Origin of the sequence: Thermobifida alba, from assembly GCF_023208015.1 — a bacterium.
Taxonomy (GTDB): Bacteria; Actinomycetota; Actinomycetes; order Streptosporangiales; family Streptosporangiaceae; genus Thermobifida; species Thermobifida alba.
This window is the reverse complement of record NZ_CP051627.1, coordinates 473,055-486,737: the sequence shown is the minus strand read 5'-3', so window position 1 is coordinate 486,737 and position 13,683 is coordinate 473,055. Positions and strand designations below refer to the sequence as shown.

At 73.7% G+C, this 13,683-nt stretch carries 13 protein-coding genes and 1 riboswitch; of the genes, 3 read left to right on the top strand and 10 right to left on the bottom strand.

Annotation, left to right across the window (positions count from 1 at the left end; all coding sequences use genetic code 11):
• Positions 1–23: 23 nt before the first annotated feature.
• Together FOF52_RS02210 and FOF52_RS02205 are read left to right on the top strand one after the other, a co-directional pair.
• Complete coding sequence (locus FOF52_RS02210) at positions 24–2,537, top strand: protein kinase domain-containing protein (protein ID WP_248592160.1); 2,514 nt, start codon at positions 24–26, stop codon at positions 2,535–2,537.
• 210 nt (positions 2,538–2,747) lie between these two features.
• On the top strand, positions 2,748–3,632 hold the full coding sequence (locus FOF52_RS02205) for an aldose 1-epimerase family protein (RefSeq protein ID WP_248592159.1): 885 nt from the start codon (positions 2,748–2,750) through the stop codon (positions 3,630–3,632).
• A 51-nt stretch (positions 3,633–3,683) separates the two neighbouring features.
• Here FOF52_RS02205 and FOF52_RS02200 read toward each other — a convergent pair whose 3' ends face one another.
• The 9 genes from FOF52_RS02200 to fmt all read right to left on the bottom strand — a co-directional run bounded on the left by FOF52_RS02200 (position 3,684) and on the right by fmt (position 11,070).
• On the bottom strand, positions 3,684–3,821 hold the full coding sequence (locus tag FOF52_RS02200) for a hypothetical protein (protein ID WP_248592158.1): 138 nt from the start codon (positions 3,819–3,821) through the stop codon (positions 3,684–3,686).
• Between the two features lie 96 nt (positions 3,822–3,917).
• Entirely contained in the window at positions 3,918–4,418 is a 501-nt protein-coding gene (locus FOF52_RS02195; RefSeq protein ID WP_248592157.1) for a PH domain-containing protein, read from the bottom strand.
• 26 nt (positions 4,419–4,444) lie between these two features.
• Positions 4,445–4,933 (bottom strand): 6,7-dimethyl-8-ribityllumazine synthase, encoded by a 489-nt coding sequence (gene ribH, locus FOF52_RS02190; RefSeq protein WP_248592156.1) that lies wholly within the window; start codon positions 4,931–4,933, stop codon positions 4,445–4,447.
• 19 nt (positions 4,934–4,952) lie between these two features.
• Positions 4,953–6,191, bottom strand: a complete 1,239-nt coding sequence (locus tag FOF52_RS02185) for a bifunctional 3,4-dihydroxy-2-butanone-4-phosphate synthase/GTP cyclohydrolase II (protein ID WP_248592155.1) — start codon at positions 6,189–6,191, stop codon at positions 4,953–4,955.
• A 50-nt stretch (positions 6,192–6,241) separates the two neighbouring features.
• On the bottom strand, positions 6,242–6,904 hold the full coding sequence (gene pnuC / locus FOF52_RS02180) for a nicotinamide riboside transporter PnuC (RefSeq protein WP_248592154.1): 663 nt from the start codon (positions 6,902–6,904) through the stop codon (positions 6,242–6,244).
• Positions 6,901–7,518 carry a riboflavin synthase gene (locus FOF52_RS02175; protein ID WP_248592153.1) on the bottom strand — a complete coding sequence of 206 codons (618 nt, stop codon included), beginning with the start codon at positions 7,516–7,518 and terminating at the stop codon, positions 6,901–6,903. The genes pnuC and FOF52_RS02175 overlap by 4 nt, the downstream gene beginning before the upstream one ends.
• Positions 7,519–7,618: 100 nt before the next feature.
• Positions 7,619–7,749, bottom strand: a riboswitch (FMN riboswitch).
• A 155-nt stretch (positions 7,750–7,904) separates the two neighbouring features.
• Positions 7,905–8,573 carry a ribulose-phosphate 3-epimerase gene (rpe, locus tag FOF52_RS02170; RefSeq protein WP_248592152.1) on the bottom strand — a complete coding sequence of 223 codons (669 nt, stop codon included), beginning with the start codon at positions 8,571–8,573 and terminating at the stop codon, positions 7,905–7,907.
• A 43-nt stretch (positions 8,574–8,616) separates the two neighbouring features.
• A complete protein-coding gene (locus tag FOF52_RS02165) occupies positions 8,617–10,050 on the bottom strand; it encodes an RsmB/NOP family class I SAM-dependent RNA methyltransferase (RefSeq protein WP_248592151.1) in 1,434 nt (477 codons plus the stop codon).
• An 87-nt stretch (positions 10,051–10,137) separates the two neighbouring features.
• Complete coding sequence (fmt, locus tag FOF52_RS02160) at positions 10,138–11,070, bottom strand: methionyl-tRNA formyltransferase (protein WP_248592150.1); 933 nt, start codon at positions 11,068–11,070, stop codon at positions 10,138–10,140.
• A 553-nt stretch (positions 11,071–11,623) separates the two neighbouring features.
• Between fmt and FOF52_RS02155 the strand changes: the two genes are divergently transcribed.
• A complete protein-coding gene (locus FOF52_RS02155; protein ID WP_248592149.1) occupies positions 11,624–12,970 on the top strand; it encodes a glycoside hydrolase family 6 protein in 1,347 nt (448 codons plus the stop codon).
• A gap of 94 nt (positions 12,971–13,064) precedes the next feature.
• On the opposite strand, the gene FOF52_RS02150 is transcribed toward FOF52_RS02155, so the two are convergent.
• A complete protein-coding gene (locus tag FOF52_RS02150; protein ID WP_248592148.1) occupies positions 13,065–13,598 on the bottom strand; it encodes a hypothetical protein in 534 nt (177 codons plus the stop codon).
• Positions 13,599–13,683 lie beyond the last annotated feature (85 nt).

The window sequence follows — 13,683 nt, the reverse complement described above, 5'->3', positions numbered from 1 at the left end:
CGTCCCTGGAGCGTCGCTTCCCGATGGCAGTTCCCGAACCCTCCGACCCCGACTCGCCCACCCGCAGGATCGACGCGGTCGAGCCGACCGCCCGGATCAGCGCCCCCGACCCCGGGGCGACCCGCAGGCTCACCGCGCTGCTGCGCCCCGGCGCGACCCGGCGGCTCGACACCGCCCCCGGGCGCACCGCGGTGCTGGGCGCGCCCGCGCGCCGCCGGGGAGCGCTGGGCCGCCTCGCCTGGCGGGTCCTGGAGGGCCCGGCCAGCGAGGTCGAGTACCGCATCCCCGCCGAGCTGCGCGAACGCTACACGGTCCAGGAGTACGTCGGCGCGGGCGGCGAGGCCGTGGTCTACCGGGCCGTGCCCGCGGGCGAGGAGGGGCGGGGCCACCAGCTCGCGCTCAAGCTGTACCGGGCGGGCCACGACCTCAACCGGGACCTCCTGGACCGGCTGCGCGCCCTGGGCACGGCCGGCCCGCACGTGCCCGCCATCCACGGCTACGGGTACGCGCGCACCCCCTGGGGCGAGGAGATCGCCTGGGAGGCCCAGGAGTACTTCGCGCTGGGCTCCCTGCGCACGCTCATCGACCAGGCCCCGCTCCCCGAGGAGCGCGCCCGCGCGGTCGTCGAGGCCGTCGCCGACTGCCTGCGGCACTGGCAGGAGTCGCTGAACTACAACCACACCGACGTCAAACCGGAGAACCTGCTGATCCGCTCCCTGGATCCGCCGGTGTTCGCGCTGACCGACTTCGGCGGGGCGGTCCGCGCCACCATGAGCCAGGTCTACGGCGGCCAGGCCGTCACCGAGGCCTACGCCGCCCCCGAGGTCGTCGAGGGCCGCCGCGAGGCGCCGGCGGCGTGGTGGTCGCTGGGCGTCATCGCCCACGAGCTCGTCACCGGGCGGCGCCCCCCGCGCAGCGGCAACTGGCTGACCGCCCGCAACACCGAGGTGGACGTCTCCGCCGTCGCCGACGGGCACTGGCGGCTGCTGGTCCGCGGCCTGCTCACCCCCGACCCCAAGGCCCGCTGGGGCGACGCCCAGGTGCGCCGGTGGCTGCGCGGCGAACGCCCCACCGTGACCCGGCCGCGCCGGCACCGGCCGATCACCTTCGAGGGCATGTCCCACGAGGACCCGCCCAGCCTCGCCTTCGACCTGATGGACCGCTTCGACAAGGGGGCGGTCTGGTTGCAGCGCCGCCACCAGGAACTGCGGACCTGGCTGGCCCGCGAGGTCCACGACCTCACCTTCGACCACGCTCCCCTGGAGCGGGTCCGCGACCACCCCGAGCGGGCGCACGCCGCGATCAGCGCACTGGCCGCCCAGTACGTGCCCGGGCTGCCGCCGCGCTACCGCGGCCACCAGGTCAGCGCCGAGGGGGTGCTGGAACTGGCCCGGGGCGAGAGCACCCGGCAGGCCGTGCTGCGCGAGGCGATCGAGTTCGGCGCCCTGGAGTCGGCGGCCCGGCACTGGTGCGAGCACCCCCGGTGCCGCAGCCAGGAGACCCGGCGCTGCCAGCTGCTGGAACTGGTCCACCACGAGGTGCCGCTCATCATGCGCCAGGTGCGGACCACCGTGGCGGGCCTGGCCCGGACTCCCGGTTTCACCGAGCCCGAGGAGCACGACTGGGACGCGGCCTGGGCGCGCGCCACCGAGCTCGTCCTGGACCCCGAGGCGACGGGACGCTACCGGCGGCTGCTGCTGGCGCAGTCGTGGCTGCCCGGCCGGCGCAGCGACGCCGCCCGCGCCCGGTGGTGGGCCGAGCAGCGCACCACGGCGCTGCGCGGCGACCGCACCGCGCGCGGCACCCGGGCGGCCCTGGTCGCGGCGGTGCTCCTGCTGCCCGGGGCGGTCCAGGCGGGGGCCGCGCAGCGCGCCCGCGCGCGGGCTGCGGCACGCGAGCGGCGGCGGCAGCGCTGGGACCGCTTCACGGCCTCGGCCGAGACCAGGTGGTCGGCCGCCCGGAGCCGGGTGGCGCAGCAGTGGGAGAAGCGCCGCGCCACCGCGGACCCGCGGGCCTGGGCCTCCCCGGAGGCCCGGGAGGAGCGGCGCCGCCGCCGCGAGGCGCGCCGGGTGCAGCGCGGCATGGAGCAGGTGCAGCGGGCCATGACGGCGGGCCGCTGCCGCCGGTTCGCCCGCCCCGCCGCACTCGCGGGCTTCCTGGACGGCGCCGGGCTGTGGCTGTGGGAGTCCCAGGGCGGGCTGTTCAGCACGCAGGAGTGGGTGGTGACCGCGTTCGGCTGGGCGGAGGCGGTCCGGGACAACGGGCTGGTCGGCCTGGTGGCCCAGGCCTGCTCCGCGCTGCTGGGGCTGCTGCCCGCCGGGATCGGCCTGGTGTGGTGGTTCCCGGTGCTGCTGGGGGTGCTGCTGCTCGCCCTGGGCCGGACGGCGGCCAACACGCACCGCAGGGCCCGCACCCGGCTGGTCGCCTACCGCCTGGCGGTGGCCGCCAGCGCGCTGGTGGTGGTCCGCGTCCTCGCCCACGGACTGTTCTTCCTGTTCATGGGGGTTCTGATGCCCTCCGCGATGCTGGTCGGCTGATTCCGGCACCCGTTCCTCGGCCCGGTACGCCGAAGAAGAATTAACCAAACTCTTAGAAACGCGATGCACCAGGCCAGAAGCGCAGCGTGACCAACCTCCCTCTGCCGCGGCGGTTTCCGGGAAGCGGAAAAGGGTTATATTCGCAAACGGTTTGCCAACCCCACAAACGGAGAACGGCGGCAGAAAATGACCGAGGGTTCCCATTCCACCATGACGTTGGAGGCGGGAAAGTACCGGGCCACAGTCGACTCGCTCGGCGCGGCGCTGCGCACGCTGCACTGGGGCGAACGGGACCTCGTGTGGGGGTACCCCGAGGGTCCTCCGCAGTTGGCGCAGGGACAGGTCCTCATCCCGTGGCCGAACCGGATCGACCACGGCCGGTACTCCTTCGACGGGGTCGAGTACCAACTGGAGATCACCGAGCCCGCACTGGACAACGCGATCCACGGGCTGACCAGCGCCCTGCCGTGGCAGCCGAGCCGGACCACGGCCGACTCGGTCCGCTTCGGCCTCGCCTTCGAGGGCGCCCCCGGCTACCCGTTCCGGATGGAGTTCTGGGTGGACTACGCGCTCGACCCCGAACTGGGGCTGAGCGTGCGGATCGGGGCGCGCAACACGGGCGACCGGCCTGCGCCCTACGGCCACGGCAGTCACAACTACCTCACCCTGGGACTGCCGGTGGACGAGGTCACGCTGCAGCTTCCGGCCTCCGAGTGGCTGCCCGCCGACGAGCGGATGATCCCCGTCGGCCCGGTCCGCTCCGTGGCCGGCACCGACTACGACTTCCGCACGCCGCGGCGGGTGGGCCCGACCGTCCTGGACACCGCCTTCACCGGTCTGAGCGGCGACGGGACCGGCCGCTCCTGGACGGTGCTGAGCGCGGGGGAGGCCGCGGTGGGCCTGTGGGCCGACGACAGCTACCGGTGGCTGCAGGTGTTCTCCGCCGACTACCCCGGTCCGGAGCGCCGCCGCCACCTGGCGGTGGAGCCGATGACCTGCCCGCCCAACGCGTTCGCCACCGGAACCGACCTGATCGTGCTGGAGCCGGGTCAGAGCGTCGAGTCGTCCTTCGGCATCACCTCCGCCCCGGAGTGACCGCGGCACGGCGGCGCGCCCGCGGTCCCGGGGCCGGCCTCGGGTGAGGCCTCAGGTGAGGATCGAGACCAGCGCCAGGACGACGACGGTCAGCCAGAGCAGCGTGATCACGATCCGGTCGATTCGGCCCTGGTGGCGGTATTTCCTTCCCCAGTTCTTGACGCCCATGCTCCTAGGACGCTCACGCACCGGAGAAGGTTCTCCGCCCAGCCGTGTTTTGACCTTTTCGCGCTGAAGTTTGAAGGATTCCTACCTCGCGGGGGGACGGCCGGCGCCGCGTCGGCCTCAGTCCCGTCCCGGTTCCACCGCCTCGCCGCGCTCGCGCAGGTGGCGCCGGAACTCGTCGAGGTTGGCCCGGGCCAGGTCCCCGTCGCTGCTCTGGATGGCCATCACCGCCAGCGTGGAACCGTCGGCCAGGTCGATGCTGGGCCAGGGCTCCCCCACCGGCATGCGCGCGTCGATGATCTCCGGCCAGACCAGCACGTGGGTGCGGATGGAGTTGACCACCGTCACCCGCTCCTCGGTCAGCTCCAGGCGGGGACGGGCCAGGAAGCGCAGCCCGCCCCCGATCGCCACGCCCAGCAGGAGGAGGAAGACCCGGTCCTGCAGGCCCCAGCCCTCGGGCATGATGACCGCAAGAGCCGCCATGGTGGCCATGATGAGCACGGCGAGGCCGTAGGCGACGAAACGGATGTTGCGCGGCCGGAAGGTCACCGGCAACGCCTGCGGGGCCCGCCGCCTCGAACCGTCCACCCTGTCCTCGTCTCCCACGTCCCGTGTCGGCACGCCTGGTTTCCCCTCTTCCCGTGGCCTCAGACCGGCTGTGCTCCCCGCGCGCGCAGTCCGCGCAGCACCAGGGCGGTGTCCAGGGCCGCGACGACGGCCTCCCACCCCTTGTCCTCGCTGCTGCCGGGCAGGCCCGCGCGGTCGAGCGCCTGCTCCAGGGTGTCACAGGTCAGCACGCCGTTGCCCACGGGGACCGCCGTACGCAGCGCCGTCTCGGTCAGCCCCTGGGTGAGGGACTGGCACACGTAGTCGAAGTGCGGGGTGCCGCCGCGGACGACCGCCCCCAGCGCCACGACGGCGTCGTGGCCGCGGGCCAGTTCCTGGGCGACGACGGGGATCTCCACGGCCCCCGCCACGCGCACGACCGTGGGCCCGGTCACGCCGCACTCCGCGGCCGCGGCCAGCGCCCGCTCCAGCATCGGCTCGACCACCTCGGCGTTCCACCGGGTGGCGACCACCCCGAGGGTCAGCCCCCGGGCGTCCACCGTGTACTCGGGCCGTCCGGCTCCGCTCATCTTCTCCTCACCACCACGCTCAGGAGGCCAGACCGGGCAGGTCGTGGCCCATGCGGTCACGTTTGGTGCGCAGGTAGCGCAGGTTGTCGGGGGTGATGTTGGCGGGCATCGGAATCCGCTCGACCACCACGACCCCGTGGTCGGCCAGTCCTCCGGCCTTCTGCGGGTTGTTGCTGAGCAGCCGCACCGACCGCACCCCCAGGTCGGCCAGGACCTGTGCGCCGGTGCCGAACTCGCGGGCGTCGGCGGGCAGCCCCAGCCTCAGGTTGGCGTCCACGGTGTCGGCGCCCTCGTCCTGAAGCTGGTAGGCGCGCAGCTTGTGCAGCAGGCCGATGCCGCGCCCCTCGTGGCCGCGCTGGTAGACGATGACGCCGCTGCCCGCCTCGGCGATGCGCGCCATGGCCGCGTCCAACTGGTCGCCGCAGTCGCAGCGGTGCGAGCCGAAGGCGTCGCCGGTGAGGCACTCGGAGTGCAGGCGGACGAGCACCTCCTGTCCGTCGCCGAGGTCGCCGTGGACCAGGGCGACGTGCTCGGAGTCGTCCACCGTGGAGCGGTAGCCGACCGCACGCCACTCCCCGTAGCGGTTGGGGATGCGGGTCTCCACGACGCGTTCGACGAGCGTCTCGGTGCGGCGGCGGTACTCCACCAGCTGCTCCACGGAGACCAGGCGCAGCCCGTGCTCGTCGGCGAACTCGCGCAGCCGGGGCAGTCGGGCCATGCTGCCGTCGTCGTTGACGATCTCGGCGATCACCCCCGCCGGGCGGCGCCCGGCCAGCCGGGCCAGGTCCACGGCGGCCTCGGTGTGCCCGCGCCGCACCAGCACGCCTCCGGGGCGGTAGCGCAGCGGGAAGACGTGGCCCGGGCGGGTGAAGTCGCCCGGGACGCTCGCGGCATCGGCGAGCAGTCGGACGGTGCGGGAGCGATCGGCCGCGGAGATGCCGGTGTGCACGCCGGTGCGGGCGTCCACGGTCACGGTGTAGGCGGTGTGCAGGCTGTCCTCGTTGCGCGGCGTCATCAGCGGCAGGTTGAGCCGGTCCAGGTCCTCGCCGAGCATCGGGACGCACACCACCCCGGAGGTGTGGCGGACCGTGAAGGCCATGAGTTCGGGGGTGGCCGCGTCGGCGGCGAAGACGAGGTCTCCCTCGTTCTCCCGGTCGGCGTCGTCCACGACGACGACGGGGCGTCCCCCGGCGATGTCCTTGATCGCCTCCTCGATGTCGTCCAACGGGACCGGGGCGGGCTCTGTGGTGCGGTTCACGGAAAGACTCCTCAGGTGCGGCGGTGCGGGCTGGGGGTGGTCGCGGCGGTTCAGGCGGGTGCTTCCAGCAGGGCCGCCTCGCGGTCCCGGCGGAGCCGGTAGTGGCGCGTCCAGTCGCGGAGCCCCGTGACGGCGAGCACGAAGAAGACTCCGTAGACGATGCCGCTGACCCACAGGCCGGACATCAGGGTGATGGGGATGCCCACCATGTCCACGACGATCCACACCACCCAGAAGTCGACGAGGCCGCGGCTTTGGGCGTACATCGCGACCGCGCTGCCGACGAAGATGAAGGCGTCCAGCCACGGGGCCCAGGACCAGCCGGTGACGGTGAAGAACCAGCCGACCGCGACGGTCCCCGCGGTCAGGGCGGCGACCAGGCGGAGCCGTTCGGCTCCGGTGGCGGGGCGCACCGGCAGGTCGCCGTCCCCGCGCATGCCGCTCGCCCAGCGGTACCAGCCGTAGGCGGCCAGGGCCGCGATGATCACCTGCTTGAGCGCGTTGCCGACGAGGTGGGCGTCGACCGAGACCGCGAACAGCAGGAAGGTCCCGGTGAGCTGCACCGGCCAGGTCCAGATGGTGCGGCGGATCGCCAGCGCCACGGTGGCCAGGGCGGCGAGGTTGCCGACCAGGTCGGCCCAGCGCACGTGCTCGCCGAACAGGGTGAACCCGGCGTAGGCCCACTCCAGCCACGCCGCTCCCGAACCGTTCACCGGGCACCGCCCACGCGCTCGCCCAGCAGGCTCTCGACGTACTTGGCCACGATGTCGACCTCAAGGTTGACCCGTGTGCCCGCCGCGGCGAAGCCGAGGGTGGTCTCCCGCAGGGTGGTGGGGATCAGGCTCACGGTGAAGGAGTCGTCGGTGCGCGCCGCGACGGTGAGGCTGACCCCGTCCACGGCGATGGAGCCCTTCTCCACGACGTAGCGGGACAGGTGCGGCGGAAGCGAGAAGGTGACGGTCTCCCAGTCCGTGCCGGGGACCCGTTCGGTGACGACGCCGGTGCCGTCCACGTGGCCCTGCACGATGTGGCCGCCCAGCCGCGCCGAGACCTTGGCCGCGCGCTCCAGGTTCACCGGGGACCCGGCGGTGAGGGCGCCCAGGTTGGAGCGGTCCAGGGTCTCCTTCATGACGTCGGCGCCGAACCGGCCGCCGTCCAGTTCGGTGACGGTCAGGCACACCCCGTTGACCGCGATGGAGTCGCCGGGTGAGGCGTCCGAGGTGACCTCGGGACCGTGGACGACGAGCCGGACCGCGTCGGTCGCGTCCCCGCCCACCGGGACGGTGTCGACGATGGTGCCGAGTTCCTCGACGATTCCGGTGAACATGCGAGAGCCTTCCCCCAAGCCTGGTCAGGCTCCGGGGTAAGGCGACGTCAGTCACCACTGGACCGCGGCGGGACGCCGCAGCGGGCGCCGCACTGATCCGACACGTACTACCTCCCATCCGGACTTTCACCGTCGGTACCGGAATTCCACCGGTTCAACCAGCCGATGGCTTCGGCCGGGTCGCGGACTGTCACCGCCGGTTCGGACTTTCACCGACCCCGGAGCACGCGTTCGTACTTTCGCCAACAAGTGTGCCACGAGGGGGTATTCCGCCACCAGACCGGGGTCCGGTCACCGGGGCGGGGCCATGCGGCGGCAGCCGACCGGCGCGGACCGGTCGGCTGGGCGGAGGGGAGGGCGGGGAGGTGCCGCGCGGCGGGCGGCGGCTAGTGCCGGGCGGCCCGTTCCGCCAGCTCCCGCAGCTTGTCCACGGCCGCCGCCGGGTCCTTCTCCCCGTAGACCGCGGACCCCGCCACGAAGACGTCGGCCCCGGCTTCGGCGCACCGCTCGATCGTCTCGGCGCTCACCCCGCCGTCCACCTGGAGCCACACCGCGGCGTCGGCGTTGCGGATGAGCTCACGGGCACGGCGGATCTTGGGCAGCACCAGGTCGAGGAACTTCTGGCCGCCGAACCCCGGCTCGACCGACATCACCAGCAGCATGTCGATCTCGCCCAGCAGGTCCGCGTACGCGTCGACCGGGGTGGCGGGGTTGAGGGCCAGCCCCGCCCGGGCCCCGGCCGCGCGGATCGTACGCAGCGTGCGCACCGGGGCCTTGGCCGCCTCGGCGTGGATGGTGACGCTCTGCGCGCCCACCTCGGCGTAGGCCGGCGCCCACCGGTCCGGGTCCTCGATCATCAGGTGGCAGTCCAGCGGCAGCGACGCCGCCTTGAGCAGGGACTCCACGATCGGCAGGCCCAGGGTGAGGTTGGGCACGAAATGGTTGTCCATGACGTCGACGTGCAGCCAGTCGGCGGAACCGGCGACCGCTTCGGCCTCGTCGGCCAGGTGCGCGAAGTCGGCGGAGAGGATGCTGGGTGAGATCTGGATTGCCACGGAAGAAGAGTGTATTGGGGCTGGCCGCGCGGGTCGGACCGGCTCAGCGTTTGCGGATCAGGGCCAGGAACATCGCGTCGGTCCCGTTCCGGTGCGGCCAGAACTGCACGAAGCGGTCGACCGCGACGCCGGGCACTTCGGGCAGGTGGCGCGCGGCGTCGAGGAGCTCGGCGTCGTCCCGCCCGGCCAGGACCCCGGTGACCACGCCGCGGGTCTCGGCCAGGTGGGGTGAGCAGGTGACGTAGCCGACCACTCCGCCGGGGCGCGCCGCGTCCAGCGCCCGTTCCAGCAGGGCGCGCTGCAGCGGGACGAGTTCGGTGAGGTCGTCGGGGGTGCGCCGCCAGCGCGCCTCGGGACGGCGGCGCAGTGCGCCCAGCCCGGTGCACGGGGCGTCCACCAGGACCCGGTCGAAGACGCCGTCGCGCCACGGCGGCCGGGTGGAGTCGGCCACGACCACGCGGGCGGAGTCGCCGACCGAGCGGTGCACCGCGCGGGCGACCAGTCCGGCGCGTGCGGGCTGCACCTCGGCGGCCAGCAGGTGTCCGCCGCGTTCTCCGACGAGCCCGGCCAGGAGGGCCGCCTTGCCTCCGGGGCCGGCGCACATGTCGAGCCACCGCCCGTCCGCCCCGTCGACGGGGACGCGGCTCAACGCCAGGGCGACCAGTTGGCTGGCCTCGTCCTGCACCGCCGCGCGCCCCTGCCGGACCGTCTGCAGCGCGCCCGGGTCGCCCTCGGGCAGGACCGCCGCGTACGGCGAGTAGCGCGCGGGGGCGGCGCCCTCGTCGGCCAGGTCCGCGACCGTGGCACGGCCGGGCTTGGCGAGCAGGGTCACCAGCGGGCGCTCGTTGTGCGCGGCGAGCAGCCGCTCGGTCTCGGCCAGGCCGCCCGCGGGCTCCTCCCCCAGGGCCTCGGCGAGCGCCTGGACCACCCAGCGGGGGTGGCTGTGGGTCACCGCGAGGTGTCCCACGGGGTCGGTCCGCCGGTCGGGGGCCAGGGCGGACAGCCACTCCTCCAGGCCGCGGGCGCTGACCTTGCGCAGCACGGCGTTGACGAACCGGGAGCGGTGGTGGCCGACGACCCGGCGCGCCAGGTCGACGGTGGTGCTGACCGCGGCGTGCTGGGGCACGTCCATGGACAGCAGCTGGTGCGCGCCCATCCGCAGCAGCGGCAGGACCTCGGCGTCCACGGAGCGCAGCGAGCGGTCCACGCAGGCGTCCAGGACGGCGTCGTAGGACCCCTGGCGGCGCAGTGTGCCGTAGGTCAGTTCGGTGGCCAGCGCGGCGTCGCGCCCGGTGATCCCGCGCTCCCGGAGGAGGACCGGGAGCAGCAGGTTGGCGTAGGCGTCGCGGCTCTGCACCGCGTTCAGCACGTCGTAGGCGGCGCGGCGGGCCGGGTCGCGGGGGCGGCGGGGCTGCGGTACGGGGCCGCCGCGTCCGCGTCGGGTGGAGCGGTACGGGGATCGGGATCTCTCGGTCACGGTTGAGCCGCCTCGCGCCTGGTCGTGTCTGCACTGTTCACTGTGGTGGGCCCCACATCAACGAGGGTATCCCTCCGCACCGGTCCCTCACTGCTCCCCGAGGCGCTCGCCGTCGCCGGGGCGGACGCCGCGCGCCCAGTCCGCGGCGGGCATGGGCTTCTTGCCCTGCGGTTGCACGTCGCCGAGCCGCACCGGGTGGGTGGCGGTGCCGACCAGGACCTCCCTGCGGGTGACCGCGAGCTGTCCGGGGGGCAGGGCGGGGGTGTCGGCGCACACCCGGACCGGGCCGAGTTTGAGGCGGGCGCCGCGGAAGAGGGTCCACGCGCCGGGCGCGGGGGTGCAGGCGCGGACGAGCCGGTCGACGTGCAGGGCGGGGGCGGTGAAGTCGACGCGCGCGTCCTCGGGGGTGAGCTTGGGGGCGTAGGTGACGCCCTCGGTACTCTGCGGACGGGGGGCGAGTTCGCCCCTGGCGATGCCGTCCAGGGTGCGCACGAGCAGTTCGGCGCCCGAGTGCGCCAGGCGTTCCAGCAGCTCCCCGCTGGTGTCATGGGGGCCGATGGGTTCGGTGACCGTGCCGTAGACCGGTCCGGAGTCCAGTTCCGGTTCGATGCGGAAGGTGGTGGCCCCGGTGATGTCGTCGCCGTGCAGGACGGCGTGCTGCACGGGGGCGGCCCCGCGCCAGGCGGGAAGCAGCGAGAAGTGCAGGTTGACCCAGCCGTGCCGGGGGATGTCGAGCGCTTCTTGGCGCAGCAGCGCGCCGTAGGCCACGACCGGGCAGCAGTCGGGGGCGATGGCCCGCAGCCGGTCGAGGAAGTCGGGGTCGTCGGCCCGGGCGGGTTTGAGGACCTCGATCCCGGCCTCGGCGGCCCGGCGCGCCACCGGGCTGGCCGAGACCCGCCGGCCCCGCCCCGCGGTCGCGTCGGGCCGGGTGACGACCGCGGCCACCTCGTGCCCGGAGGCGAGCAGCGCGTCCAGGGACGGCACGGCCACCTCGGGCGTGCCCGCGAAGACCAGTCTCATGGAGGACCCCCACTTGTCCGCGATGTCGGCCGCGGCCTGCTCCGCCGCCGCGGCGCGGTCCCGCCGTTGCCGCGGTCCCGCCGTGGTCCAAGAGTATTGACCTCCGCGGGAGCGGCGGCCGCGGTCCGACACGCTGGGGACGGCGGGGCGCGTCCCGTCCCGGGGTGCCGGGCTCCGCGGTCACGCCGAGTGGTTTTCCGCGGGGGTGCGCGGAGTTCTCCTACCTCCGACCACTTCCCGGTTTTCTCCACGGCGGAGTGTTTTTCTCCGCTTCCACCTGCGGCCCCGTTTCCGGAAAACGATCCACCCGTATCATCAGACGTCTGAAACCCCTGGCCACAGTGCGTACCCGGCGCTTTGTCACTTTTATGACTTTTCCTGGAAATCTTGGAATTTCCTGGGAGGACAAAACTCCGGCGGGGACGACATCCGGTCTTTACACAACGCTCACCAATGGTTATCGTCCGAGACGGAAAACGATCTGGGAGCGCTCCCAATCGGTGCGGTCCCCTCGTGTCCCTCCGGAGCCCTCGTGCCCGTTAGGAGCCCCGACATGTCCCCCAAGTCCCTTCGCGCGCTGCTCGGCGCCGCCGCGGCGGCCGTGCTCAGCGCGGCGGCGCTGGCCTTCCCGGCCCAGGCCGCGGCGAACGACTCCCCGTTCTACGTCAATCCCAACATGGCGTCCGCCGAGTGGGTGCGCAACAACCCCAACGACCCGCGCACGCCCGCGATCCGCGACCGCATCGCCACCGTGCCGCAGGCGACCTGGTTCGCCCACCACAACCCCGGCCAGATCACCGGCCAGGTGGACTCGCTGGTCAGCGCGGCCGCCTCCGCCGGCAAGATCCCGATCCTGGTGGTCTACAACGCCCCCGGCCGCGACTGCGGCAACCACAGCAGCGGCGGGGCGCCCAGCCACAGCGCCTACCGGGCCTGGGTCGACGAGTTCGCCGCCGGCCTGAAGAACCGCCCCGCCTACATCATCGTCGAGCCCGACCTGATCTCGCTGATGTCCAGCTGCATGGAGTCGACGCAGCAGGAGGTGCTGCAGACGCTGGCGTACGCGGGCAAGGCGCTCAAGGCCGGTTCCTCCCAGGCGCGGGTCTACTTCGACGCCGGCCACTCCGCCTGGCACTCGCCCGCGCAGATGGCCTCCTGGCTCAACCAGGCCGACATCTCCAACAGCGCGCACGGCATCGCCACCAACACCTCCAACTACCGCTGGACCGCCGACGAGGTCGCCTACGCCAAGGCGGTGATCGCGGCCACCGGCAACTCCTCGCTGCGCGCCGTGGTCGACACCAGCCGCAACGGCAACGGCCCCGACGGCAGCGAGTGGTGCGACCCGAGCGGGCGCGCCGTCGGCACCCCCAGCACGACCAACACCGGCGACCCCATGATCGACGCCTTCCTGTGGGTGAAGCTGCCGGGTGAGGCCGACGGCTGCATCGCCAACGCCGGCCAGTTCGTCCCCCAGGCCGCCTACGAGATGGCCATCGCGGCGGGCTACACGCCCGGCCCCAACCCGGACCCCGACCCGACCCCCGACCCCGACCCGACCCCCGACCCCGACCCGACCCCCGACCCGACCCCCGGCCCGGGCGGGGCCTGCACGGCGACTTACTCGATCTCCAACGAGTGGAACGACGGCTTCCAGGCGACCGTGACGGTCACCGCGAACCAGGCCATCAACGGCTGGACCGTGACCTGGACCTTCGCCAACGGCCAGAGCATCTCCAACTCCTGGAACGCCACGGTGTCCTCCAGCGGCTCCACCGTGACCGCGCGTGACGTCGGCTACAACGGATCGCTGGGCGCCGGCGCCTCCACCGAGTTCGGCTTCGTCGCCTCCAAGAGCGGCGCCAACAGCGTGCCGTCCCTCACCTGCACCGCTGCCTGACCCCTCCCGGTGGTGCACCGACGGCCCGGGCCTGGGGCCCGGGCCGTCCCCTTTTCCCGCTCCGCCGCCCCGGAGCGCCCGCGGCCGGCGCCGCTCAGACCAGCAGGCCGACCGCCGCCCACAGGGCGAAGCACAGCAGGGCCGCGCCCGCGCCCGCCCCGGTCACCAGGCTGGTCGGCAGCCTCCGCCGCGCGGCGAGCAGCGGCGCGGCGACCGCCCACGCCGTCAGCAGCACCGCGAGGGCGTACAGCGCGGGGTTGTCCAGCACCGGGGCCAGCGGGACGAAGTGCACCCCGACCACCAGGCAGACCCACGGCGCGGTCCAGTCGGACCGGCCCAGGAGCAGCAGGACGACCGCGCCGACGGCCGCGACCCCGAACTCGACGCCCACGACGACGAGGTAGGTCCGGTAGCCCTCCGGGTCGTCGAGGACCGATCCGGAGGTCCAGTGCAGGCCCGCGACCGTGCCCGCCGCGAGCGCGAGGAGCATCCCGCCCACCGCGCCGGCCGCCAGCGGGAGCCGCCAGCGGGCGGGGGGACGCTCCTGCGCCCAGCCGAACCAGGCAGAGGCGAAGAAACCCAGCACGGCCGCCGTCATCGCGCCGTCGCGCAGCAGCAGATCGCTCACGGTGCTCCTCATTTCGGGGGGTGGTGACCAGAAGCGGTACCTCCCCCGGAAGACCGCCCGCCAACCGCGCGGCGTCCGCGCGGAC

Excerpts from the sequence above, each read along its gene's own strand:
- FOF52_RS02175 (WP_248592153.1), bottom strand. The coding sequence starts at position 7,518 with ATGTTCACCGGAATCGTCGAGGAACTCGGCACCATCGTCGACACCGTC.
- FOF52_RS02155 (WP_248592149.1), top strand. The coding sequence starts at position 11,624 with ATGTCCCCCAAGTCCCTTCGCGCGCTGCTCGGCGCCGCCGCGGCGGCC.
- ribH (WP_248592156.1), bottom strand. The coding sequence starts at position 4,933 with ATGAGCGGAGCCGGACGGCCCGAGTACACGGTGGACGCCCGGGGGCTG.
- fmt (WP_248592150.1), bottom strand. The coding sequence starts at position 11,070 with ATGAGACTGGTCTTCGCGGGCACGCCCGAGGTGGCCGTGCCGTCCCTG.
- FOF52_RS02205 (WP_248592159.1), top strand. The coding sequence starts at position 2,748 with ATGACGTTGGAGGCGGGAAAGTACCGGGCCACAGTCGACTCGCTCGGC.
- FOF52_RS02210 (WP_248592160.1), top strand. The coding sequence starts at position 24 with ATGGCAGTTCCCGAACCCTCCGACCCCGACTCGCCCACCCGCAGGATC.